This is a genomic window from Sphingomonas sp. CFBP 8765 (assembly GCF_014841445.1).
In the GTDB taxonomy this organism is placed as follows: domain Bacteria; phylum Pseudomonadota; class Alphaproteobacteria; order Sphingomonadales; family Sphingomonadaceae; genus Sphingomonas; species Sphingomonas aerolata.
Map to the genome: position 1 here is coordinate 419,398 of NZ_JACYTY010000002.1, position 23,384 is coordinate 442,781.

The following is a 23,384-nucleotide window of genomic DNA, read 5'->3' on the forward strand; positions in this document are numbered from 1 at the left end:
CGCGTCATGCGCGGGTCATCCCGCGAGCCGGACCGAACAGGCGGCCGCGAAGACATGGCAGGCCTGGACGTCCTGCCGCTCGCTGTAGATCGCGTCGCTGAGCGTCATCAGCCAGCCATGGACGAGCGCGCCATGTTCGCCGCGCGACAGTGCCGAATCGATGAAGTGCGTGACGGTCACCGCGGGGTTCATGCCGTTGCGATGCGCGATCAGGCGGATCGCGTCGATATCGGGCGCGAGATCGGTCGCACGGGTATAGGGCGCGCGGACGTCGATCGCGGCGATCCGGGCCGCAAGCTCGGCCTTTACCAGCGCCAGATCCTGGAATTCCGCGACTCGCTCGGCAACCTGCCCCATGATCCCGCCTCCTGTCTTTCTTATGGGATGCATCATGCGCCCATGCCGATAAAGATGGGGTTAAACACCCTGTGATGCGGGATTCCGGGGCGAATATGGGGTGATATGGTTGACTTGGCCGGCAGCATGCGCCATGCGCCGCGACAGATCGGGCGGTGGCATGCGTGCTGCCGCCCTAGCATTTTCAGCCTTAAGGATTGGGCTCATGGCCAAGCCGACTACCGTCAAGATCAAGCTCGTCAGCACCGCGGACACCGGCTTCTTCTACGTCACCAAGAAGAATCCCCGCACGAAGACCGAGAAGCTCTCGTTCAGCAAGTATGATCCCGTCGTGCGCAAGCATGTCGAGTTCAAGGAAGCCAAGATCAAGTAAGTCGACGCGGCGGCGATGCCGTCGCGCGTTTACGATGCGATCGCAAGGCCGCGGGTAGCGATACCCGCGGCCTTTGGCGTTCCTGCGCGGCAGGTCTCGTTGTTCGTTCAGATGAACGCGCGCACCGCTTCCATGAAGCGGGCGAGGCTGATCGGCTTCGAGATATAGGCGTCCGCGCCCGCGGCACGGATCCGGTCCTCGTCCTCGCGGCCTGCATAGGCGGTGACCGCCATCACCGGGATCGCGCGCAGCACGTCGTCCGCCTTGAGCTCGAGGATGATCTCATAGCCGGTGACGTGTGGCATCTGGATGTCCATGATGATCAGGTCGGGGGCGAATTCGCGCGCCCGCACCACCGCCTCGCGCCCGTCGCGTACAGGTTCGGCAAGGTAATCATGCGCCCGCAAAAGGTCGCAGAATAGTTTCAGGTTGAGTTCGTTGTCCTCGACAACGAGCACCTTCTTTGCCACGCGAGCCACCATTCGTTTCAAGAAGGATGACAATAGGCAATGCGCGGCGCCGTTACAAATCAAGACGCTGAGGCCCTGGCACTGCAAGCCCTGGTATGGACGCTGAGCGAGCCGGACCGAGCGATGCGCCTGTTGTCGGTGACCGGACTCGACCCTGCCGACCTGCGCACGCGGGCCGGGGAGCCCGCCGTGCTCGCGGCGGTACTCGGTTTCCTCGAATCGCATGAACCCGATCTTGTCGCCTGCGCCGAAACGCTCGGCATCAGGCCCGAGGCGCTGGTCCGCGCGCGGATGACGCTCGATCCGGGGTTCGAGGCATGAAGCCGCTGCTGATCAGCGATTGCGACGAAGTGCTGCTGCACATGGTCAAGCATTTCGGCACCTGGCTCGACGAGGCGCATGATATCGATTTCGAAATCGGGCACGGCGATTTCGCCAACAGCATGACGCGCCGCGACGGCGGGCCCGCGCCCACGCGCGAGGACATGTGGGCGCTGCTCGGGGGGTTCTTTCCCGCAGAGATGCACCGCCAGACGCTGGTGCCGCATGCCCGCGAGGCGCTCGCGTCGCTCGCCGAGATCGCGGACATCGTGATCCTGACCAATTTGCAGGACGAATGCCGCCTGCCGCGGATCGAGCAGCTCGCCGCGTTCGACATCGCCCACCGCGTCGAGTGCAACCAGGGCGGCAAGGGCGACCCCGTCGCGCGGCTGGTCGCCGAATATGGCAACCCCGTCACCGTCTTCGTCGACGACCTCGCGGTACATCACGAATCGGTCGCGCAGCATGCGCCGGGCGTCCACCGGCTGCACATGGTGTCCGAGCCGACGCTGGCGGGGGCGGTGCCCAGGGCGCCCGCCGCGCATGCCCGGATCGACGACTGGCGCGAGGCGCAGGCCTGGATCGCCGCGCGGTTCGCCGCCGGGGTGCCCGCGGACGCTTGACCCGCCCCCCGTGGCTGTGGTGAGACCGCGCACATGACCGATCGTATCGACCGCAAGCTCGAAGAGCTTGGCCTGACGCTGCCGCAGGCCGCCGCCCCCGTCGCATCCTATGTTCCCGCCGTCGAGGCGAACGGGCTGCTCCACATCTCCGGCCAGCTGCCGTTCAAGGATGGCCAGATCGTCACCGGTCGCCTCGGCGACGGCGTGTCGCTCGAGGACGGGCAGGACGCGGCGCAGCGTTGCGCGCTGATGCTGGTCGCGCAGATGAAGGCGGCGCTCGGCTCGCTCGGCCGCGTCGAGCGGATCGTGAAACTCGGCGTGTTCGTCAATTCGCATGGCGATTTCACCGATCAGCCCAAGGTCGCGAACGGCGCGTCCGACCTGATGGTCCAGCTGTTCGGCGAAGCGGGCAAGCATGCCCGCTCGGCCGTCGGCGTTCCCGTGCTGCCGCTGGGCGCCGCGGTCGAGATCGACGCGATCGTCCAGGTCTCGGCCGCTTGAGACTGACGCCTGCGCGCCTATTTTAGGAGCGCATGACAGCCATTACCGCCCGCATCGCCCAAGGCGTTACCTCGATCGCGGCGGAGGACTGGGACGCCTGTGCCGGCGACGCGAACCCGTTCGTCGGCCACGCCTTCCTCGCCGCGCTCGAGGCTTCGAAAAGCGTCGGTGGACGATCGGGGTGGCAGGCGCTGCCGGTGGTCGTCGATGGCGACGACGGCAGGCCGGCCGGGATCGCGCCCGCCTATGCCAAGAGCCACAGCCAGGGCGAATATGTGTTCGATCAGGGCTGGGCCGATGCGTGGGAGCGGGCGGGGGGGCAGTATTACCCCAAATTACAGATCGCCGCGCCGTTCAGCCCGGTGCCCGGCCCACGCCTGCTCCTGCGCGACCCGGCAGTTGCGCCCGCGCTGATCGCCGCGCTCGAGGCGGTGACCGACCAGAGCGGGCTGTCCTCCGCGCATGCGACCTTCATCGCTCCCGCCGAAGTCGCGCTGTTCGAGGCCGCCGGATGGCTGATCCGTCAGGGCACGCAGTTCCACTGGACGAATGAGGGCTATGCGAGCTTCGACGATTTCCTCGCCGCGCTCGCCAGCCGCAAACGCAAGGCGATCCGCAAGGAGCGCGCCGCCGCGGTCGAGGGGCTGACGATCCGCCATCTGACGGGCGCGGAGATCACGCCCGCGCACTGGGACGCGTTCTGGGTCTTCTACCAGGACACGGGCAGCCGCAAATGGGGCCAGCCCTATCTGACGCGCGCCTTTTTCGATCGAATCGGTCAGACGATGGGCGACCGGGTGCTGCTGATCCTCGCCGAGCGTGACGGCGTGCCGATCGCGGGGGCGCTCAACCTGATCGGTGCGGACACGCTCTACGGCCGCTATTGGGGCGCGACCGAGGAGGTGCCGTTCCTCCATTTCGAGCTCTGCTATTACCAGGCGATCGATGCGGCGATCGCGCGCGGGCTGACGACGGTCGAGGCGGGCGCACAGGGCGAACACAAGCTCGCGCGCGGCTATGCGCCGGTCGCGACCTATTCCGCGCATTACATCCCGGATCCGGGCTTCCGCCGCGCGATCGCCGATTACCTCGTCCGCGAACGCGAGGCGGTCGCCTCCGACCGCGAGTATCTCGGCGAGCTTACTCCGTTTCGGCGGGCGGAACCGCCGACCGGTTGACCTTGTACAGCACGCTGGTGCCGTCGCGGCGGATCGGGGTCAGGTCGCGGATCAGCGCGGGGTCGAACGCCGGCGGGTGGATCAGCCACACATAATCGAACGCTTCGCGGGGGAAATGCTCTAGCGCCATAGCGATCGGCCGCCAGAACTGGCCACGACACCGGATATCCGTAACGATTTCGGACGGATCATGCGCGAAGCCGCGCGCGATCGGATAGCGCGTCGTCATCAACTGTCCGCCCGCCATCGACCACTGGTCGTTGGTGAAGGCCAGCCGCCGCTCGAGCAGCAGCGCCGGGACATGCTCGAGCCGCGAATAGGCCCAGTCGTCGCGACAGCGCCGCCCGACGAACGAAACCACGCGTGCGCGCTCGGGCACGGTGTCGATCGCGGCGATCGCCTGGTCGTAGCTGCGGTCATAGATCAGGAAGCTGATCGTGGTGCCCGCCAGCCGGACCGCGAAGAAGCTGAACCCCAGCACCGCCAGCGTCGCGGCACCGCGCAGCGACAGGCGGTTGCGCGGGCGCAGCGCGATGATCGCGAACGCCAGCATGAACGGCGCGAGGCGCATGTCGGCATAGGCCGAGCCGAACACGATCCGCGGCAACAGGATATAGACCAAAGCCAGGAACAGCGCGGACAGCGCGAGGTTGCGCGAATATTCGATCGTCTGGTCGCGCACACCGCGGAACAGGATCACGAACAGCACGGTGACCGACGCGATGTCGAACGCCATCCAGCGATCGCGCAGGACCATCGTGATCCAGTTCATCTTCCAGCGCCAGTTGAACCAGTCCTGCGTCTTGCCCGTGACGTGGTCGCCTGACCGCCATAGCACCATCATCACCATCGGCAGCGCCAGCGGGATACAGCTGAGCCCGGCGCGGATGCACGCGCCGATCCAGCCCTTGACGGCGCCTTCGCCGCGCACCCCGGTCTTGCGGATGTCGTGCTGGCGGATCAGCTCTGCGGAGAAGGCGAGCACGCCCAGCACGCCCCAACCGAAGGTATGGCACAGCCAGAGCAGGCAGGATCCGGGCACGAACAGGATCGTGCGCAGCCGCAGCCGCTCAAGCCGCCCGAGGCGGAGCCACAGCGCGAACATGTTGAGCGCGAGCGCCATCGCCAGCGCGAAGTTCACGAAGCCGAACTGGAACGGATAGCTATAGGCGAGCGGCAGCGCGAACAGCGCGGTCGCCGGGATCCGGCCATGCACCTCGCGCGCGATCCACAGCAGTCCGGTGACGGTGAGCGCGGGTATCGCCATGACGATCAGCTTCACGGCGAGCTGCAACCCGAAGATCGGCGCGAGCGGCACGATCAACAGGTCGATGCCGAGATTGCCGATCAGCTGCCAGCGGAAATCATACCATTGGCTGAGCCAAGGATTGTCGCCGATCGCGAGCTGGACGCGGTAGCGCCCCATATGCCCGGGCAGATCGACCAGCGGCGGCACCTCCGGCCACAGCAGCGGGATGATCGATGCCAGCGCGACGCACGCGACGAACGTGCGCGTCTGCCACCAGTGAAGTTCCGTTGTTGTCCCCCGCGCCATCCCTCGACGCCTAGCGCCGCAGGGGGGCATTCGACAAGCGCCGACCGCGCCGCATTGCGACGGAATACACCGCCAGGGCTCCCGGCCCCCGAGCGTCGGGGGACGGGAGCCGGTATCGCTCACACTTGGTCGCGGCGGCCCAGCAGGCGCAGGCGCAGCGCGTTCAGCTTGATGAAGCCCGCCGCGTCGCGCTGGTCATAGGCGCCCTGATCGTCCTCGAACGTCACGACCTTTTCCGAATAGAGCGAGTTGGGCGACTTGCGGCCAACCACATACACGCCGCCCTTATAGAGCTTCAGCCGGACGGTGCCCGACACCTTCTCCTGGCTGTGATCGATCGCTGCCTGCAGCATCTCGCGCTCGGGCGAGAACCAGAAGCCGTTGTACAGCAGCTCGGCGTAGCGCGGCGCGAGCTCGTCCTTCAGATGCGCCGCGCCGCGATCGAGCGTCAGCTGCTCGATACCGCGATGCGCGAGGTGATAGATCGTGCCGCCCGGCGTCTCGTACATGCCGCGGCTCTTCATCCCGACGAAGCGGTTCTCGACCAGGTCGAGACGGCCGATGCCGTGACGGCGGCCATAGTCGTTGAGCGTCGACAGCAAGGTCGCCGGGCTCATCCCCTCGCCGTTGATCGCGACGCCGTCGCCACGCTCGAAATCGATCGTGATGTACTCGGGCACGTCGGGTGCGTCCTCGGGGTTCACCGTGCGCGAATAGACATAGTCGGGGACCTCGTCCCACGGATCTTCGAGAACCTTACCCTCGGACGAGGTGTGCAGCATGTTCGCATCGGTCGAGAAGGGCGACTCGCCGCGCTTGTCCTTGCTGACCGGGATCTGGTGCTGTTCGGCGAATTCGATCAGCTTGGTGCGGCTGGTGAGATCCCACTCGCGCCACGGTGCGATCACCTTGATGTCGGGCGACAGCGCATAATAGCCGAGCTCGAAGCGGACCTGGTCGTTGCCCTTGCCGGTCGCGCCGTGGCTGACCGCGTCGGCGCCGACCATCCGGGCGATCTCGATCTGGCGCTTGGCGATCAGCGGCCGCGCGATCGACGTGCCGAGCAGGTACAGCCCCTCGTACAGCGCGTTCGACCGCATCATCGGGAACACGTAATCGCGCACGAATTCCTCGCGCAGATCGTCGACGAAGATGTGCTCGGGCTTGACGCCCATCATCTCGGCCTTGGCGCGTGCGGGCTCGAGTTCCTCGCCCTGGCCCAGATCGGCGGTGAAGGTGACGACTTCGCAGTTGTAGGTCTGCTGGAGCCATTTCAGGATCACGCTGGTGTCGAGGCCGCCCGAATAGGCGAGGACGACCCGATTGATGCCGGCGTCGCCGGCGGCGCGGTTGATCTGATCGGTCACGGGCAAGATCCTTTGGGCAATATCCAATGCCCGCGCCCCTATGCGCTGGACGCCCTGCATGCAACCGGAGCATGCAACCCGCCGCATTCATGGCGCGTACAACCAACCCGCGCTACGTGCGCCCCCAGATCATTTGGAGTGTACCGACCGTGCTACGTCAAACGCTTACCCTGTTCGTCCTCGCCGGCCTCGCGACGCCCGCGCTGGCGCAGGAGACCCGCGCCTCCGTTTCCGCCAAGTTCAAGGCCGAGTTCGCCGCGCGCGATACCAACAAGGACGGCGTCCTGACGCGCGCCGAGGTCCAGGCGGGGATCAGCCAGATGAAGGTCGGGCCGGGGCGCCCGGATCCGGTCCACGCCAAGCGGCTCGCCGAACTGTGGTTCAGCAGCGCCGACACCAACAAGGACGGGAAGGTCACGCAGCCCGAGGCCCAGGCACTGCTCGCCGCGACCTTTGCGAAATATGACGCGAACAAGGACGGCAAGATCGGCGGCGACGAGCGGTCGGCCGCGAAATCGCAGATGCAGGGCAGCCGCTGAGGCCACCCTTATAGTATCGTCATCCCCGCGGAGGCGGGGATCCAGACAGGCTGGCCTTTCGGTTCCATCACCGGAGCCTGCCAGTCTGGATTCCCGCCTTCGCGGGAATGACGAACGTACGGATCTTACCCTGCGCCAAGCGGCGGGAAATCACCCCGCGCGCAACGCCCGTTCGCCCTCGATCATGTAATCGCGTGTCAGCGGCAGGGTCATCCGGCTCTTCGACAGCTGGATCTGGTAATTGACCATCCCCCCGGTCCGGAACGCCGCCGCCGCACCCGCAAGGTAGAAGGTCCACATCCGGTAGAAGCGCTCGTCATACAACGCGACGATCGCGTCCTTCGCCGCCACCGTCCGGTCGTACCAATGGTCGATCGTCAGCGCGTAATGGACGCGCAGCACCTCGATATCGGTCGGGAAGAACTTCAGCCCCTCATAGCCGCGGACGATCTCCGAAAGCGCGGGGTTGTAGCCGCCGGGGAAGATATATTTGGTCGTGAAGGTGTCGGTCACGCCGGGCCCGCCCATGCGGCCGATCGTGTGGAGCAGCATCACCCCGTCTGCGCTCAGCAGGTCGCGGCACTTGCGGAAGAACGTCTTGTACTGCGGCGGGCCGACATGCTCGAACATGCCGACCGACACGATCCGGTCGAACGTGCCCGTCAGCGCGCGATAGTCGATCAGCTCGAACTTCACCTTGTCCGCGACGCCGGCCTCCTCGGCGCGGCGCCGCGCGACCTTCAGCTGTTCCTCGCTCAGCGTGACGCCCAGGACCTGGGCCCCGGTCTTGGCGTGCAGGTACAGCGCCATGCCGCCCCAGCCGCAACCGATGTCGAGCACGCGCATGCCGGGCTGGATCGCGAGCTTGGCGGCGATATGCGCCTTCTTGTCGTCCTGCGCCTGTTCGAGGCTGTTGCCGGCATCGGTGAAGTACGCGCACGAATATTGGCGATCGGCGTCGAGGAACAGGTCGTAGAGCCGGTCGGACAGGTCGTAATGATGCGCGACGTTCTTCTTCGACCGGCGTGCCATGTTCACCCGGTCGACGCGGTGGACGACCTTGTCGAGCAGCTTGATCGGCAGCGAGGGGTTGAGCCCGCCACCGCGCTCCCACGGGCTGTTGCCCTTGAGCAGGGTGACGAGGTCACGAATGTCGCCGCGCTCGATCACCAGGCGGCCGTCCATGAACGCTTCCGCCGCGCCCAGCGCCGGGTGGCGGACGATCGCGCCCGCGACACCGGGGGCGGTGAGGCGGATCGTGACGGGGGTGTAGGCAGGGTCGGGCGTGCCGAACTGCTTGGTGGTACCGTCCGCGTGGATCAGCGTGAGTTCGCCGGTTTTTACCTGCCGGGCGAGAAAGCGATCGAATAGGGCCATGTCGCGTTAGCTAATGACTGGTACGGAAATGCGCCACCCCCCGGGCGGCGTCAGATTCCCGCATACCAATCATAATCCACGTTATCTTCCCAATAGCCGCCCTTGCCCTTGCCGATCCCGGCCAGGCTGGCGACGGCGTCTATCGCCATGATATATTTGGCATGTTTGTAGCCAAGCTGACGTTCGACGCGCAGCCGGACGGGGGCGCCGTGCGCGACGTCGAGAATCTGATCATTTAACGCCCAGGCGAGGATCGTCTGTGGGTGGAATGCGTCGATCAGGTCGATCGACTCGTAATAGGGCGTGCCCCGGTACAGGTCGGCGCAGGTGAAGACGATGTAGCGCGCGGTGTCGCGGATTCCCGCAGCCTGCAACAGCGTGGCAAGCTTCGGGCCCTGCCACTTGGCGATCGCCGACCAGCCCTCGACACAGTCGTGCCGCGTGATCTGCGCGCGCGCGGGCATCTGGCGGAGCTGCGGCAGCGAGAGCGACAGCGGCCGGTCGACCAGCCCGCCGACGCGCAACCGATAGTCCGCGAAGTTGTTCACCAGCATCTCGGTATAGGCCGGGGTGCCGGGGTTGCGCGTGCCGTTCGACCGGAAGATCGGCGACATCTGTGCCGCACTGAATTCGGGGACGAGCGCGTTGCGGTCGGTCAGCGCACGTTGCAGCCCGCGCTGCATCTCCTCGCCCATGAACAGGATCTTGCGCGCCTCGGGATGCTGGATGATCTTGTCGCACCCGGTGAGCAACGCGCCGGCGCCGACCGCCGCGCCCGCGACCAGCGAGCGGCGGGTGATGATGGTGCTCATGCGGCGTCCTCCCCGGTATGCGCGGGGACGTGCCCCGGAACGGTAAAGCGTCCGGTGATCATCGATCGCACCTCGTTCCACGCGCCCGCCAGGATCACGAGCGCGAGGTGGACGATGATGAACAGCACGAGCGCGACCATCGCGATGAAGTGGATCGACCGCGCCGACTGCCGCCCGCCGAAGATGTCGAGCAGCCATGGCCAGGCGGCATCCATCGCCGGCGACATCGCCAGCCCGGTGAGGATCATCACCGGCAACAGGATGAAGATCGTCGCGACATAGGACAGCTTCTGTAGGATGTTGTACGCGGCCGGTCGCTTCGGATCGTGAAAGCGCAGCGCCAGATGCTCGCGCACGTCATGCGCCACCTCGCGCGGCGCAAGCTCGCCCGCCCGGACGCGAAGGTCGCGCTGGAAATGCCGGTTGAACAGGCTGACGATCATGAAGCCGAGCAGCGCGAACGACAGCACCAGCGCGAAGAACAGGTGCCAGCGTCGCGAGATGGCGAGGTTGTAGCTCGCGGGGATCGTCAGCAGGTTGATCAGCGTCACCACCCAGCCCGGCCACTGGTCGAGCGTCGTCCACGCCTGATCGAAGTTCGCACCATAGCGCCCCCAGTAGAATCGCGGATGCGCCTTCAAGATGCCGATCCCGCTGCCGATCATGATGAACATCGCCACCGCGGTGATCCAGTGCCACAGCCGCGTCGCGATCCGGTGGCGTTTGATGACGGTGACAGGGGCGGTGGCGATAGGGCGGGCGGGATCGTTCATGCTTGGCCTTCGCTTTAGGCGACAAGCTCCGACCATAGCAGGGATACGCGTATGACCGAATGGCATTCTTACGAACCGGCGAGCGGCCATCGCCTGCCGCATGATCCGCTCAACGCGATCGTCGCGCCGCGCCCGATCGGCTGGGTGAGCACGCTGTCCGCGGACGGCGTACCCAATCTTGCGCCCTACAGCTTCTTCAACCTGTTCAACTACACCCCGCCGCTGATCGGCTTTTCGTCGATGGGGTGGAAGGACAGCGTCGCCAACATCGCCGCGACCGGCGAATTCGTCTGGAACCTCGTCAGCCGCGATCTGGGCGAGGCGATGAACGCGACCGCGGCCAATGTCGCGGCGGACGTCGACGAATTCGCACTCGCGGGGCTCGAGACGCTGGCGTCGCTGCACGTGAAGCCGCCGCGCGTCGCCGCGAGCCGTGCGCAGTTCGAATGCAAGGTGACGCAGATCGTCCGGCTGGAAACCAAGGAGGGACGCGAACTCGACCAGTGGCTGGTGCTCGGCGAGGCGGTCGCGATCCATATCGACCCGGCGATGCTCGAGGACGGTGTGTACCAGACCGCGCGCGGCGAACCGATCCTGCGCGGCGGCGGCCCGGCGGATTATTTCGCGATCACCGAGGAGTCGCTGTTCAAGATGCGTCGGCCGGGTTGACCTGAGGCGGTTGGTCCACCCGCGAAGGCGGGTGCCCAGACTGGGTCCCCGCCTTCGCGGGGACACACGCCTCAGCCATACGCTCGCCAGAAGAACACGATCGTCGTCGCGATCGTCACCAGCAGCGTCCACACCCGAATGACCTTGGCGGGCAGCACCAGCCCGAGCTTCGCCCCGAAATGCCCGCCGACGATCCCGCCGAGGAGCATCGGTATGCACAGCGCCCAATAGACCATGCCGGTGGCGATGAAGATGATCGTTGCCGCGAGATTGGCGACCGCGAGCATCAGCGTGCGCGGTGCGGCAAGCATGGCGGGCGTCGCGCCCGACAACAGCCCCCAGGCGGCGGTCAGCATCAGCCCGACCCCGCCGCCGAAATAGCCGCCATAGACGCCCAGCATCGCCTGCACCGCGACCAGCGATTTCGGCCCGATCTCGACGCGTGACCGCAGCCAGAGCGACGCCTGCGTGCCGAACGCGATCGCCAGCGTCGCGAACAGCAGTAGCCACGGCACGATCAGGTCGAACGCGCGTGCCGAGGTCGCGACGAGTAAAAGGCTGCCGACGAGCCCGCCGACGAAGGTGATCCCCGCCATCGTCCGCATGCCGACGCCCGACACCGGCTCCAGCCCGTGCCGGTAGGTCCATGCGCTAGCCATCGCGCCTGGCTGGAGCGAGACGTTGCTCGTCGCATTGGCGAAGGTCGACGGCACGCCCAGCCCGATCAGCGCGGGCATCGTCGCAAAACTGCCGCCCCCCGCCAGCGCGTTCATCGCGCCGCCCAGCAACCCCGCACCCGCCGCCAGTGCCACCACACCCAAATCAGGCAAGCGCGGCTTCGCGATCGAGTTGCGCGCGGCTTTTCTTCTCCGACGCGGTCTTCAGCTGCCCGCACGCCGCATCGATGTCGCGGCCGCGCGGCGTGCGCACCGGCGCGGAGATGCCCGCCCCGAACACGATGCTCGAGAAGGACTTGATCCGCTCGGGGGTCGAGCATTCATAGGCCGCGCCCGGCCATGGGTTGAACGGGATCAAATTCACCTTGGCGGGCAATTCATATTTGCGCAGCAGCCGGACGAGTTCGTGCGCATCGGCGTCCGAATCATTCTTGTCCTTCAGCATCACATATTCGAACGTGATCCGGCGGGCATTATTGGTGCCGGGATAGTCCGCGCAGGCCTGGAGCAGTTCCTCGATGCCGTATTTGCGGTTGAGCGGCACGATCTCGTCGCGCACCTCCTTGGTCACCGCGTGCAGCGACACCGCGAGGTTCACGCCGATCTCAGCACCCGCGCGCGCCATCATCGGCACCACGCCGCTGGTCGACAGCGTGATCCGGCGGCGGCTGAGCGCGAGCCCTGCGCCGTCCATCACCAGCTTCAGCGCATCGCGGACATTCTCAAAATTATACAGCGGCTCGCCCATCCCCATCATCACGATGTTGGTGAGCATGCGCCCCTCGGGCTGGCTCGGCCATTCGCCCAGCGAATCGCGCGCGAGCATCACCTGGCCGACGATCTCGGCAGGCGTCAGGTTGCGGACCAGCCGCATCGTGCCGGTGTGGCAAAAGGTGCAGTTGAGCGTGCAGCCGACCTGGCTCGACACGCACAAGGTGCCGCGATCCGCGTCGGGGATGAACACCATCTCGTAATCCTGCGCGTCGTCCGATCGCAGCAGCCATTTGCGCGTGCCGTCGGTCGACACCTGCGCCTCGACCACATTGGGCCGGCTGATCACGAAGCGCTGCTCGAGCCACGGGTGCATCGTCTTCGAGATGTCGGTCATCGCCGAAAACTCGGTCGCGCCGCGATTGTAGATCCAGTGCCACAGCTGCTTGGCGCGCAGCTTGGCCTGTTTTTCCTCGAGCTGCGACGTCTCCAGCGCCATGCGCAGATCGGCGAGCGACAGCCCGAGCAGGTCGATACGCCCGTCGCTGCGCGACACGAAGCTGCGGGGAACGGGCACGGGATCGATGTGCCCGGGGATGGGCATGAGGTTCGCGGCGGTCTGCATGGGGCGGCCCTTAGCGGAATTTTGCCGATTTTTCTACAGCGTGTGTGGAGCGAAGCGTTGCCGCCATGAACACCACGCGCAGCCCCACGCGATAACACCTCCCCGGCGAAGGCCGGGGCCCAGTTGGGGAACGGAGGTAAGGACGGCCAGCCCGTCGTTACGACCACCTTTCCACCTGGGCCCCGGCCTCCGCCGGGGAGGCGCAGATGTTCGGCGCGTTCTTACCCCCCGCGACACGCCAGCACCGCGGCATCGATCGCCGTCGCCGCGCCCGACAACGCATAGACATCCGCGAACGGCCGGCCGCCGACCCCGACCGCCTCGACGCTCATGCTGCGTCCCGATCGCAGCGCGGCGACGATCGCGCGGTCGCTGGGGGCATCGCTCGCCCACGCGTCCAGCCCGTTTGCGGCCAGCGCAAACCGGCGTTCGCCGACCGTCAGCGTCACCCCGGCGGAGCGATCGCGCTCGCGGCTGAGGCGGATGTACAGCGAGGCGCGCAGGCCGCGCTTCGGCCAGGTCGCGATGGTCGCGAAACCCGTCGTGCGCCCACCCGCCATCACCGGCCGCGCGATCGCGTAGCAGCGCGGCGGCGCCGCGTCGCGGAACGCGCCCCATCCCCGGTAGATGCCGATCGTGTCGCGCGCCGTCGCCGGTGTCGCGACCGCGAAGGCCAGCAGCACCGCCAGCTTCACGCGGGGGCGAAGCCGGTGCCGCGGTGCGGAACGGTCGCGCGGCCCTGCGCGACTAGCGTCACCGACCCCTGCGGCAACCCGGGCGCAACCGCGGCGCCGAGCACCGGATCGACCGGCGCACCCGTCATCGCGCCAAGCATCACCCGGCTCGAAATCCCGTGCATGATCACCAGCCGGTCGCCCGGGTCCTGCGCGGTGTCCGCCAGCCAGCCGCCGACCCGTGTCGCGATCTGCGGATAGGTCTCTCCGTCGGGCGCGGGCTTCAGCGTGCCGCCGGGCATCATCACCGGCCCGACCTCGTCGACGACATCGGCATAATAGCGGCCGCCCCACGAGCCCATGTCGATCTCGACCAGCCGCGGGTCGGTACGCGCATCGTGCCAGTCGAGCTCGAGATGCTCGCAGATCACCGCCAGCGTCTGCAGCGCACGCCCGGTCGGTGACGCCCACAGCGTCAGAGCAGGCCTGGCCCCGAGCAGGTCCCGCAACGCACGGCCGAGCTCGTCGGCCTGCGCGAATCCGGCGCGCGTCAGCGGCGTGTGCGCGGCATCGCCCTGCAACCGGTGCGCGGCGTTGAATACGGTTTCGCCGTGCCGCGCGACGAAATCCCGGCCAAGCCTGACGGGCGGTTTGCCGGTTGGACCGAGGTCCGCTGCACGTTGCCGAGGGCTTGGAATCATGGCCCGCATTTCAACCCCCTGTTGCGCAAAAGCAACGGATTTCCGTGTTTATCTGGGGTTCATGCAACGCCTGTCGGATTGGTCCATTGGAGCCATCCACCCCGCGTTCGGGGGTGACGAAGATCAATGGAGTATCCCAATGCGTAAGCTTATCGCCGCATCGCTGTTCGCGACCACCGCCGTCGCCGCCCCCGCGCTGGCACAGACCAACCCGACCTTCACCGGCCCGCGCGTCGAAGCCACGCTCGGCTACGACCACACTGGCGCCGGCAGCAGCGTGTCCAACAACAACGGGCGCGACGACCAGAAGATCGACGGCCTGCTGTACGGCGGCGGCATCGGCTACGACATCGCGACCTCGAGCAACATCGTGCTCGGCGCCGAGGCCGAACTGACCGGTTCGACCGCGAAGAGCGACCGCAACGACTATACCAGCGACTTCGGCTTCGGTCGCGTCAAGCAGGGCCGCGACATCTATGTCGGTGGTCGCGTCGGCTATGTCGTCGCGCCGACGACCATGATCTATGCGAAGGGCGGCTACACCAACGCCAAGCTGAACGTGCTCGCGGGCGACACCGACCAGACCACCGACACCGACTTCAACCTCGACGGCTGGCGCATCGGCGCGGGTGCCGAGCATGCGGTCGGCCCGAACAGCTATGCCAAGCTCGAATATCGCTATTCGAACTATGAGCGCAGCAACATCGACTACGCGACCGGCGGCACCAGCGGCCGATTCGACGTCGACACCGATCGTCATCAGGTCGTCGCCAGCTATGGCTTCCGCTTCTGATTGCGGTCTAACGCGACGTTTACCGTGATCAAAGAAGGGTCGGGGCGCTTGCTCCGACCCTTTATTGTTGGGTAAGCCATCTGCGGATTGCCCCCAGCCCCGAATCCGGCTGTGGAGGCCGGGGGAATTTTGATGAAGGCGACGATCGAACGCGCAACGCTCCTCAAGGGGCTGAGCCATGTCCAGTCCGTGGTGGAACGGCGCAACACCATCCCCATCCTGTCGAACGTGCTGATCGAGGCGACGGCCGAAGGCACGCTGAAGCTGATGGCGACCGATCTGGATCTGCAGATCAACGAATCGATTGCAGCCGCGGTCGACCAGCCCGGCGCGACCACCGTGTCCGCGCACACGCTGTTCGACATCGCGCGCAAACTGCCCGAGGGCAGCCAGGTCCAGCTCGCCGCCTCGGAAGGCCGGATGAGCATCATCGCGGGCCGCGCACGCTTCTCGCTCGGCACGCTGCCGCGCGACGACTTCCCGGTGATCGCGGAAGGCGAACTGCCGACCCAGTTCGAACTGCCCGCCGAGACCTTGAAGCAGATCATCGACAAGACGCGCTTCGCGATCTCGACCGAAGAGACGCGCTATTATCTCAACGGCATCTTCCTCCACGTCGCGGACGGCGACAGCGCGAACCCGGTGCTGAAGGCCGCCGCGACCGACGGTCACCGCCTCGCGCGCGTCACGCTGCCGCGGCCCGAGGGCGCCGAATCGATGCCCGACGTGATCGTGCCGCGCAAATGCATCGCCGAGCTGCGCAAGTTGCTCGACGAGGTCGACGGCTCGGTCGGCGTGTCGCTGTCGCCGACCAAGATCCGCTTCGACCTCGGCCAGGCGATCCTGACCTCGAAGCTGATCGACGGCACCTTCCCCGATTACAGCCGCGTGATCCCGACCGGCAACGACAAGATCCTCAAGATCGACCCCAAGAGCTTCATGGAAGGCGTCGACCGCGTGTCGACCATCGCCACCGAGAAGACCCGCGCGGTCAAGATGGCGCTCGATCGCGACAAGATCACGCTGTCGGTGACCTCGCCCGAAAACGGCACCGCCGCGGAGGAAGTTCCCGGCGATTATGTCGCGCTCCCGTTCGAGATCGGCTTCAACAGCCGCTATCTGATGGACATCCTCGCGCAGATCGACGGCGACATGGTCGAGGTCCACCTCGCCGACGCCGCTGCGCCCACGCTGATCCGCGAGAACGACAAGTCGCCCGCGCTCTACGTGCTGATGCCGATGCGCGTCTGACCGGCGCACGCCGGCGATCGCGTGAAAGGCCATCCTGCGGGGTGGCCTTTTTCGTTTGAAGGCTCGAGCGGATCTGATACTGACATTACTGTTAGTAAGGAGTCGACTCGATGGCGAAGCTTCCTCCCTTTCCTGGTACGACCGGTCGTCGCGACTGGCGGACCGCGATGGATGCGATCCGGAAGCTCCTCGCCAATGGCGACGACACGACTCAGGTGTTCCGGATCATGCGCGCGCTGAACGTCGGCAACGCGCCGATGAACTATGCGCGGCTGATCGCGACCGAGCGGGGCGGGCGGATCGCCTATGATCAGGTCGAGCTGGCGCGGCGCTTCTCCGATCCGGCGTTCGTCGCGAGCTTTGCGCCCGGCACGGTCGGCGCGGCCTATCGCCATTTCCTCGAGACGACGGGCTATTCGGCGGACGGGCTCGTCGAGGTGTCGCGGCTGGTGCCGAGCGAGGACGATCTGGCGCATCCCTATGCGTGGTTCGGCCGGCGGGTGCGCGACACGCATGACATCTGGCACGTGCTGACCGGCTACAAGGCGGACGAGAGTCTCGGTGAGGCGGCGCTCGTCGCGTTCAGCTATGCGCAGGTCGGCGGGCTCGGCTGGGCGCTGATCGGGTCGGCGGCGGCGCTCAAGAGCCTCCGTGTGACCGGCAATGGCTTGTTCGCCAAGGCGGTCTGGGAAGGCTATCGCAATGGCCGCAAGGCAAAGTGGATTTCAGGCGAGGATTATCTGACCCTGCTTCATGAGCCGCTCGATGCGGCACGCGCGCGGCTCGGGATCGCGACGCCGGTCGCCTATCTGCACGCGCAGCGCGAACTCGGTCCCGTGCTCGCTTCCTATCTGAGCGCGCAGAAAGCGGGAGCGGGCACCGGACCCGAGCGGATCGCCGCCTGACGCGAAGGCTGACAGCGCACCGGGTCTGTCGCGGGCGGTCCTGACCAGACCGATCGCCGACTTCGCTCAGGGCGAACGGAAAAGGGCGATGCACTCGGCTGCAAAACTCCTTTAAGGCCGGTGCGATGCTGTCGCGCCTCGTCCTTACCGATTTCCGCAATCATGCCGACCTGACGCTCCAGCCGGGGGCGGGGTTCGTGGTGCTGACCGGCGCGAACGGCGCGGGCAAGACCAACATCCTCGAGGCGGTCTCGCTGCTCGCCCCCGGCCGGGGGCTGCGCCGGGCTGCGCTCGGCGAGATGGCGCGGCAGGGCGGTGCGGGCGGTTTCGGCGTCGCGGCGACGCTCTGCCCCTCCGCGCGAGGTGAGACTTCCGTAGCTGGGGCCGAACGCGACCAGCATGCCGACGCTGGTAGCCACATCGGCGATGTCGATATCGCGACCGGCGCGCTGACCTCGGCGCCTGAGCGACGCATCGTCCGCGTCCAGGGTGCGACCACCACCGCCAATACGCTCGCCGAGTGGCTGACGGTGTTGTGGCTCACCCCCGCGATGGACCGGCTGTTCGTCGCCCCCGCGGGCGAGCGCCGCGGCTTTCTCGACCGGCTGACGCTCGCGCTCGCACCCGGGCACGCGCATCATGCCGCGCGCTACGAGGCGGCGATGCGCGCGCGCAACCGGCTGCTCGGCGACGAAGGCCGTCCCGATGGCGACTGGCTGTCCGCGCTCGAGGCGCAGATGGCCGACCACGGCGACGCGCTCGATGCCGCGCGCCGCGAAACGGTCGATCTGCTCGGCGCGCGGCTGGCGGGCGAGACGGACGGCGCATTTCCGCGGGCGGGCCTCGCGCTCGACGGCTGGGCCGGCGATGCCGCGCCGCTCGCGGTCGCGCTCGCCCAGGGTCGCGCGCGTGACGCCGCTGCCGGGCGGACCCTGGTCGGGCCGCACCGTGTGGACCTGATCGTCACGCACCACGACAAGGCGCGCGCCGCGTCGCTCGCCTCGACCGGCGAGCAGAAGGCGCTGCTGCTTGGCATCGTCCTCGCGCATGCCGAGCTGGTCGCCGAGCGGACCGGGCAGGCGCCGGTCCTGCTGCTCGACGAGGTCGCGGCGCATCTCGATCCGGCCCGCCGCGCGGCGCTGTTCGATCGGCTGGCGGGGCGCGGGCAGGTGTGGATGACCGGCACCGAGGACGCACTGTTCGATGCGATCGACGCGCAGGCGACGCGGATCGCGGTCGGGCCTGGCTGAACGCGCGCTGTCGATGCGCGTCACGAGGGGTTCAAGCGGGCGCGGGCAAATCCCGGTCCATCGCGCCCCGGTCCATAGCGGGGGCGACGGAGAGACATGATGAAGACGACTATCGCACGCGCCGCATTCGGACTGGTCATGATCGCGGCAACCACCGCACCTGCATTCGCGCAGGCGCGCTATGACATGAGCAACCCGCCCTGGTCGCGCCCCGGTTACAGGCTGGCGGGCGCGGGCGTGCCGATCCTGTTTCCCGAACTCCGCAATACCGCGCGGGGCCGTGCGTTCGTGATGCCCAATTTCGACGCGAACGGCGATGGCCGGATCAACCGGCAGGAGGCCGGTGACGCCAACCGCGAATTCGCCCGCATCGCCGGGCCGCGTCGCGACCGGTTCGACTGGGCCGCCTATGGCCGCGACCCGGGAGGCTATCGCGGCGACCGCGGCGGCGGCACCACCGTGGTCGAGACCAGCACGACGTGGGACCGCGGCGCGATGCGCAACTATGGTTTCCGCCAGACGCCACGCGGCGCGACGCTGACCCTGCAAGAGGACGTGCTGTTCCGCACCGACAGCGCGGTGCTGCGCCCCGGCGCGATCGAGAAGCTGCGCCCGCTCGCCGGCTATCTGCGCGGCAATCCGGGCGTCCGCGTGGCGATCGACGGCTTTACCGACTCGCGCGGGTCCGATGCGCACAACCAGGATCTGTCCGAGCGCCGCGCGGCGAGCGTCCGCCAGGCGTTCGACGACATGGACGTCGTCCGCGCACGCTTCAGCGTCGTCGGTCACGGCGAGCGCCAGCCGGTCGCGACCAACGCGACCGCCGCCGGCATGCGCCTCAACCGCCGCGTCGAAGTCACCCTGCTCGGCCAGCGCGCCGACCGCTTCTGAGCGCAAGCTCCCTCTCCCCCCCGGGGGAGAGGGAAGGGGCAGGCCCGCCTCTACCACCCCGGCGAAGGCCGGGGCCCAGGTGGGGGACGTCTCTGACGGAAGGCGTCGCTGCGTTACGACCGCCTTTCCAACTGGGCCCCGGCCTCCGCCGGGGAGGCGACGTGTTTGGAGCGAGGCCAGAGCCGACCGTTGTCCTACGCCCCCGAGCCCCCGGCACCACAGGCCATTTCGCTTCCGTTTCGGGCGTGCGATGCCTATATGCTGGGCATGGCATCCAACCCTGAATCCAACAATCCCAACCTGCCCAACCAGGGCGACTATGGCGCAGACTCGATCAAGGTCCTCAAGGGCCTCGACGCGGTCCGCAAGCGCCCCGGCATGTATATCGGCGACACCGACGACGGGTCGGGCCTCCACCACATGGTGTTCGAGGTCAGCGACAACGCGATCGACGAGGCGCTTGCCGGGCATTGCGACCGGATCGACATCGTCCTGAACGCCGACGGATCGGTCAGCGTCACCGACAATGGCCGCGGCATCCCGACCGGCATCCACACCGAGGAAGGCGTGTCCGCAGCCGAGGTCATCATGACCCAGCTCCACGCCGGCGGTAAGTTCGAGAACACCAGCGACGAGAACGCCTACAAGGTCTCGGGCGGCCTGCACGGCGTCGGCGTCTCGGTCGTCAACGCGCTCAGCGAATGGCTCGACCTGACGATCTGGCGCGACGGCAAGGAGCATTACATGCGCTTCGCGTTCGGCGACGCGGTGCTCCCGCTCAAGATCGTCGGCGACGCGGCCGAGGGCCAGAAGGGGACGCGCGTCACCTTCTTCCCGTCGCCCGCCACCTTCAAGATCACCGATTTCGACTTCGACAAGCTCGAACATCGCTACCGCGAGCTCGCCTTCCTCAATTCGGGCGTGCGCCTGTTCCTGACCGACGCGCGGCATGAGGAACTGAAGACCGTCGAGCTCTATTACGAGGGCGGTATCGCCGCGTTCGTGAAGTATCTCGATCGCGCCAAGCTGCCGCTGATGCCCGAGCCGGTCGCGATTTCGGGCACGCGCGACGACGTCACGATGGACGTCGCGCTGCAGTGGAACGACTCCTATTACGAGAACGTCCTCGCCTTCACGAACAACATCCCGCAGCGCGACGGCGGCACGCACATGGCCGCGTTTCGCGCCGCGCTGACCCGCACGCTCAACAATTATGCCGAGAAGTCGGGCCTGTTGAAGAAGGAAAAGGTCCAGCTCACCGGCGAGGACATGCGCGAGGGGCTCACCGCGATCGTCTCGGTCAAGCTGCCCGACCCGAAGTTCAGCAGCCAGACCAAGGACAAGCTCGTTTCGTCCGAAGTCCGCCAGCCCTTGGAAAGCCTGATGGCCGACAAGATGGCCGAATGGCTCGAGGAAAACCCCGCGCACGGCAAGGCGATCGTCGCCAAGATCATCGACGCCGCCGCCGCGCGCGAAGCCGCCAAGCGCGCGCGCGAATTGACGCGCCGCAAGGGCGTGATGGACATCGCCTCGCTGCCCGGCAAGCTCGCCGACTGCCAGGAGCGCGATCCCGCCAAGTCCGAGCTGTTCCTGGTCGAGGGTGACTCGGCCGGCGGTTCGGCCAAGCAGGGCCGCGATCGCCATTTCCAGGCGATCCTCCCCCTGCGCGGCAAGATCCTCAACACCGAGCGCGCGCGCGAGGATCGCATGTTGTCGAGCCGTGAAATCGGCACGCTCATCACTGCGATGGGCACCGGCATCCGCGACGACTTCAACGCGGACAAGCTGCGCTACCACAAGATCGTCATCATGACCGACGCAGACGTCGACGGCGCGCACATCCGCACGCTGTTGCTGACGCTGTTCTACCGTCACATGCCCAAGATCATCGAGGGCGGCTATCTCTACATCGCGCAGCCGCCGCTCTACAAGGCGACCAAGGGCCGGTCCGAGATGTACCTGAAGGACGATGCCGCGCTCGACGAATATCTGGTCGATGCGGGCGTCGGGTCGATGGTCCTCGAAGGGCCCGGTGGCGCCCGCTTGGGTCGCGACCTGAAGGATCTGGTCGATCACGCGCGGCGGATGCGCACGCTGATGCGCTACGTCCCCAAGCGCTATGACGCGGGCATGATCGAGGCGCTGGCGCTGGGCGGCGTGTTCGATCCCGAGGCGTCGGTCGCGGACCGCACGTCGCGGCTCGAGATCGTCACGCGTCGCCTCGAACTCGACGACGGCGATGCGCGCTGGACCGCCGAGCTGACGCAGGATGGCGGCATCCATTTCCAGCGCGCGTGGCGCGGGGTGACCGATCACCACATCATCGAGGCGAGCTTCCTCGTCTCGGCCGAGGCGCGCAAGCTGCACGCTTTGTCGGCCGAGCAGTCGGACAGCTATGCGCGCACCTCGAACCTCGTCCCCGCGAGCAAGGCAGCGCACGCCGACGAGCCCGAGGCGGAAGACGCCGCAGAGACCGGTGCCGGCGTGATCGGGTCCGCCACCGCGGTCGCGACGCGCGGCTCGACGCAGGTGTCGCGCCCGAGCCATCTGCTCGACGCGATCCTCGCCGCGGGCCGCAAGGGCCTCGCGATCCAGCGCTACAAGGGGCTGGGCGAGATGAACGCGGAACAGCTGTGGGAAACCACGCTCGATCCGTCGGTCCGCTCGATGCTGCGCGTCACCGCGGTCAATGCCGAGAGCGCGAACGAGATCTTCACGCAGCTGATGGGCGAAGTCGTCGAACCGCGGCGCGAGTTCATCCAGGACAACGCGCTCAACGTCGCCAATCTCGACGTCTAGGGCGCGTTTCGCTTCCGCGGACCGACGCGCAGGGATCGTCCGATCCGGGTGCGTCAGTCCGGTTTGGCAAGGCGTGGCGCGTCGGTTTTGCGGATGATCGCGCCGAAATGCGTCTGGCCGTCCTCGCGCCACATCGACAGCGACAGGGTGACGGCCAGTTTCGACCCGCCGCGGTGCGTCGCCTCGAGGGTGACGGTCGTCCCGACCAGATGCGCAGCGCCGCGGGCCGCGAGTTGCTGAAGGCTCAGGGCGTTACCTCGTTCTCGCGGATCGATGATGGCGATCGTCTGACCCAGCGCCTGGTCGGTGCTGAAACCGAACAGCGTCTCGCATGCCGCGTTCCAGACGATGATCCGGCCGTCATGATCCGCACATAGAATGCCATCGGGAGAGGTCGCGGCGAAATTGTCGAAGCGGGACCGGCCCGGGTCGGGCAGCTGTGGCACGTGGTTCGTCAGCGGCGACCCCTCACGCAGGCTGCGCGCGAGTTCGGGCGTGTCGAGCCAGCGTTCGCGGGGCGCAAGCCCGCCATCGACCGCGACATAGACCATCTCCGCCACGCTGCTGACGTTCAGCTTGCGCAGCGCCTGTGCGCGGTGCCCCTCGACCGTGCGCGGGCTGATCGCCATCGCCTGCGCGATCGCCTTGTTCGTCTGGCCGACGATCATCGCGCGCACGACATTGCGCTCGCGCTCGGTCAGCAGGTCAAGACGCGCGCGCGCTGCGCCGCGCTGCGCCGTCCAGTTCACCAGCGTCGCGACCCGTTCGAACGCGCGGTCCAGCGCGGCCGCCAGCGTTTCGGGCTCGAGCGGCATGTCGAGCACCTCGGTCGCGCCCAGTTTCATCGCCTCGACGGTGACCGTCGCATCGGTCCGCGCCGTGATCGCGATCGCCGGCCATCGGATGTCGCGCAGCGCCAGCGCGGAAAGCAGCCCCAGGCCGTGCGCCGGCGGCGTCCGCAGCTCGATCAGGATCGGCGCAGGTTTGAGCGTCGGCAATTGCTCGAGGAACAGGTCGGCATGGGCAAAGGGCCAGACCGTGATGCCCGACGGCTTCAGACAGGCCTGCAGATGCCGCCGCGTGCCGCTGTCGTCGTCGATGACGTATAGGATCATGGCTGCTCCGGTCGGTGGCGGTGCCAGGGGCCCGAAAATGGTGCCGCGGCCGGGACGATGAAATTCGGCGTTACACG

At 67.2% G+C, this 23,384-nt stretch carries 25 protein-coding genes; 13 read left to right on the forward strand and 12 right to left on the reverse strand.

The features are described from left to right. Nucleotides 1-15: 15 nt before the first annotated feature. Nucleotides 16-357 carry a hypothetical protein gene (locus IFT87_RS06490; RefSeq protein WP_042466204.1) on the reverse strand — a complete coding sequence of 114 codons (342 nt, stop codon included), beginning with the start codon at nt 355-357 and terminating at the stop codon, nt 16-18. A gap of 205 nt (nt 358-562) precedes the next feature. Between IFT87_RS06490 and rpmG the strand changes: the two genes are divergently transcribed. Next, nucleotides 563-730 carry a 50S ribosomal protein L33 gene (gene rpmG, locus IFT87_RS06495; RefSeq protein ID WP_017977469.1) on the forward strand — a complete coding sequence of 56 codons (168 nt, stop codon included), beginning with the start codon at nt 563-565 and terminating at the stop codon, nt 728-730. Between the two features lie 107 nt (nt 731-837). Here rpmG and IFT87_RS06500 read toward each other — a convergent pair whose 3' ends face one another. After that, on the reverse strand, nt 838-1,200 hold the full coding sequence (locus IFT87_RS06500) for a response regulator (protein WP_037530317.1): 363 nt from the start codon (nt 1,198-1,200) through the stop codon (nt 838-840). A gap of 39 nt (nt 1,201-1,239) precedes the next feature. Here IFT87_RS06500 and IFT87_RS06505 point away from each other — a divergent pair, with 39 nt between their 5' ends. From IFT87_RS06505 to IFT87_RS06520, 4 genes are read left to right on the forward strand one after another with little or no spacing between them, the layout of a single operon-like run. After that, nucleotides 1,240-1,521: a DUF3572 domain-containing protein gene (locus tag IFT87_RS06505; protein ID WP_037530319.1), complete on the forward strand. Its 282-nt coding sequence runs from the start codon at nt 1,240-1,242 to the stop codon at nt 1,519-1,521. Continuing rightward, nucleotides 1,518-2,144 (forward strand): HAD family hydrolase, encoded by a 627-nt coding sequence (locus tag IFT87_RS06510; protein WP_192007905.1) that lies wholly within the window; start codon nt 1,518-1,520, stop codon nt 2,142-2,144. The genes IFT87_RS06505 and IFT87_RS06510 overlap by 4 nt, the downstream gene beginning before the upstream one ends. A gap of 33 nt (nt 2,145-2,177) precedes the next feature. After that, the gene (locus IFT87_RS06515; protein ID WP_031396590.1) at nt 2,178-2,645 is read left to right on the forward strand and encodes a RidA family protein; all 468 of its coding nucleotides are present in this window, start codon (nt 2,178-2,180) and stop codon (nt 2,643-2,645) included. A gap of 32 nt (nt 2,646-2,677) precedes the next feature. Beyond that, the gene (locus tag IFT87_RS06520; protein ID WP_192007907.1) at nt 2,678-3,823 is read left to right on the forward strand and encodes a GNAT family N-acetyltransferase; all 1,146 of its coding nucleotides are present in this window, start codon (nt 2,678-2,680) and stop codon (nt 3,821-3,823) included. Here IFT87_RS06520 and IFT87_RS06525 read toward each other — a convergent pair. Beyond that, nucleotides 3,786-5,378 (reverse strand): hypothetical protein, encoded by a 1,593-nt coding sequence (locus IFT87_RS06525; protein WP_192007908.1) that lies wholly within the window; start codon nt 5,376-5,378, stop codon nt 3,786-3,788. The genes IFT87_RS06520 and IFT87_RS06525 overlap by 38 nt on opposite strands. A gap of 119 nt (nt 5,379-5,497) precedes the next feature. Continuing rightward, nucleotides 5,498-6,745: an argininosuccinate synthase gene (locus IFT87_RS06530; RefSeq protein WP_342211135.1), complete on the reverse strand. Its 1,248-nt coding sequence runs from the start codon at nt 6,743-6,745 to the stop codon at nt 5,498-5,500. 149 nt (nt 6,746-6,894) lie between these two features. Between IFT87_RS06530 and IFT87_RS20850 the strand changes: the two genes are divergently transcribed. After that, entirely contained in the window at nt 6,895-7,284 is a 390-nt protein-coding gene (locus IFT87_RS20850; RefSeq protein ID WP_031396586.1) for an EF-hand domain-containing protein, read from the forward strand. A gap of 150 nt (nt 7,285-7,434) precedes the next feature. On the opposite strand, the gene IFT87_RS06540 is transcribed toward IFT87_RS20850, so the two are convergent. Genes IFT87_RS06540 through IFT87_RS06550 form a run of 3 tightly spaced genes read right to left on the reverse strand, consistent with a single transcriptional unit; the run spans nt 7,435 to nt 10,246 of the window. Continuing rightward, nucleotides 7,435-8,661: an SAM-dependent methyltransferase gene (locus IFT87_RS06540; RefSeq protein ID WP_037530326.1), complete on the reverse strand. Its 1,227-nt coding sequence runs from the start codon at nt 8,659-8,661 to the stop codon at nt 7,435-7,437. Nucleotides 8,662-8,711: 50 nt separating this feature from the next. Continuing rightward, nucleotides 8,712-9,473: a molybdopterin-dependent oxidoreductase gene (locus IFT87_RS06545; RefSeq protein ID WP_159511931.1), complete on the reverse strand. Its 762-nt coding sequence runs from the start codon at nt 9,471-9,473 to the stop codon at nt 8,712-8,714. Next, nucleotides 9,470-10,246, reverse strand: coding sequence for a cytochrome b/b6 domain-containing protein (locus IFT87_RS06550; protein ID WP_042466308.1), 777 nt, complete (start codon nt 10,244-10,246; stop codon nt 9,470-9,472). Before IFT87_RS06550 ends, IFT87_RS06545 begins: the two co-directional genes overlap by 4 nt. A 51-nt stretch (nt 10,247-10,297) precedes the next feature. Between IFT87_RS06550 and IFT87_RS06555 the strand changes: the two genes are divergently transcribed. After that, on the forward strand, nt 10,298-10,915 hold the full coding sequence (locus tag IFT87_RS06555; RefSeq protein ID WP_037530329.1) for a flavin reductase family protein: 618 nt from the start codon (nt 10,298-10,300) through the stop codon (nt 10,913-10,915). 71 nt (nt 10,916-10,986) lie between these two features. Here IFT87_RS06555 and IFT87_RS06560 read toward each other — a convergent pair whose 3' ends face one another. From IFT87_RS06560 to IFT87_RS06575, 4 genes are all read right to left on the reverse strand, one after another. After that, nucleotides 10,987-11,745 carry a sulfite exporter TauE/SafE family protein gene (locus IFT87_RS06560; RefSeq protein ID WP_037530331.1) on the reverse strand — a complete coding sequence of 253 codons (759 nt, stop codon included), beginning with the start codon at nt 11,743-11,745 and terminating at the stop codon, nt 10,987-10,989. After that, nucleotides 11,738-12,928: a 23S rRNA (adenine(2503)-C(2))-methyltransferase RlmN gene (gene rlmN, locus IFT87_RS06565; protein ID WP_037530332.1), complete on the reverse strand. Its 1,191-nt coding sequence runs from the start codon at nt 12,926-12,928 to the stop codon at nt 11,738-11,740. Before rlmN ends, IFT87_RS06560 begins: the two co-directional genes overlap by 8 nt. A gap of 221 nt (nt 12,929-13,149) precedes the next feature. Beyond that, entirely contained in the window at nt 13,150-13,623 is a 474-nt protein-coding gene (locus IFT87_RS06570) for an invasion associated locus B family protein (RefSeq protein ID WP_056673477.1), read from the reverse strand. Then, entirely contained in the window at nt 13,620-14,303 is a 684-nt protein-coding gene (locus IFT87_RS06575) for a histidine phosphatase family protein (RefSeq protein WP_052149309.1), read from the reverse strand. The genes IFT87_RS06570 and IFT87_RS06575 overlap by 4 nt, the downstream gene beginning before the upstream one ends. Before the next feature lie 139 nt (nt 14,304-14,442). Here IFT87_RS06575 and IFT87_RS06580 point away from each other — a divergent pair, with 139 nt between their 5' ends. The 6 genes from IFT87_RS06580 to gyrB all read left to right on the forward strand — a co-directional run bounded on the left by IFT87_RS06580 (nt 14,443) and on the right by gyrB (nt 22,192). Further along, nucleotides 14,443-15,096 carry an outer membrane protein gene (locus IFT87_RS06580; RefSeq protein WP_192007910.1) on the forward strand — a complete coding sequence of 218 codons (654 nt, stop codon included), beginning with the start codon at nt 14,443-14,445 and terminating at the stop codon, nt 15,094-15,096. A gap of 132 nt (nt 15,097-15,228) precedes the next feature. Then, the gene (gene dnaN / locus IFT87_RS06585) at nt 15,229-16,347 is read left to right on the forward strand and encodes a DNA polymerase III subunit beta (RefSeq protein WP_031395114.1); all 1,119 of its coding nucleotides are present in this window, start codon (nt 15,229-15,231) and stop codon (nt 16,345-16,347) included. Between the two features lie 110 nt (nt 16,348-16,457). Next, on the forward strand, nt 16,458-17,252 hold the full coding sequence (locus tag IFT87_RS06590) for a Coq4 family protein (protein WP_037531835.1): 795 nt from the start codon (nt 16,458-16,460) through the stop codon (nt 17,250-17,252). Nucleotides 17,253-17,377: 125 nt separating this feature from the next. Continuing rightward, nucleotides 17,378-18,502, forward strand: a complete 1,125-nt coding sequence (gene recF / locus IFT87_RS06595; protein ID WP_192007911.1) for a DNA replication/repair protein RecF — start codon at nt 17,378-17,380, stop codon at nt 18,500-18,502. 96 nt (nt 18,503-18,598) lie between these two features. Further along, complete coding sequence (locus tag IFT87_RS06600; RefSeq protein ID WP_037529107.1) at nt 18,599-19,393, forward strand: OmpA family protein; 795 nt, start codon at nt 18,599-18,601, stop codon at nt 19,391-19,393. Between the two features lie 267 nt (nt 19,394-19,660). After that, a complete protein-coding gene (gene gyrB, locus IFT87_RS06605; protein ID WP_037529118.1) occupies nt 19,661-22,192 on the forward strand; it encodes a DNA topoisomerase (ATP-hydrolyzing) subunit B in 2,532 nt (843 codons plus the stop codon). A gap of 53 nt (nt 22,193-22,245) precedes the next feature. Here the strand turns inward: gyrB and IFT87_RS06610 are convergent, their stop codons facing one another. After that, the gene (locus tag IFT87_RS06610; RefSeq protein ID WP_052149054.1) at nt 22,246-23,307 is read right to left on the reverse strand and encodes a LuxR C-terminal-related transcriptional regulator; all 1,062 of its coding nucleotides are present in this window, start codon (nt 23,305-23,307) and stop codon (nt 22,246-22,248) included. Between the last annotated feature and the right edge of the window lie 77 nt (nt 23,308-23,384).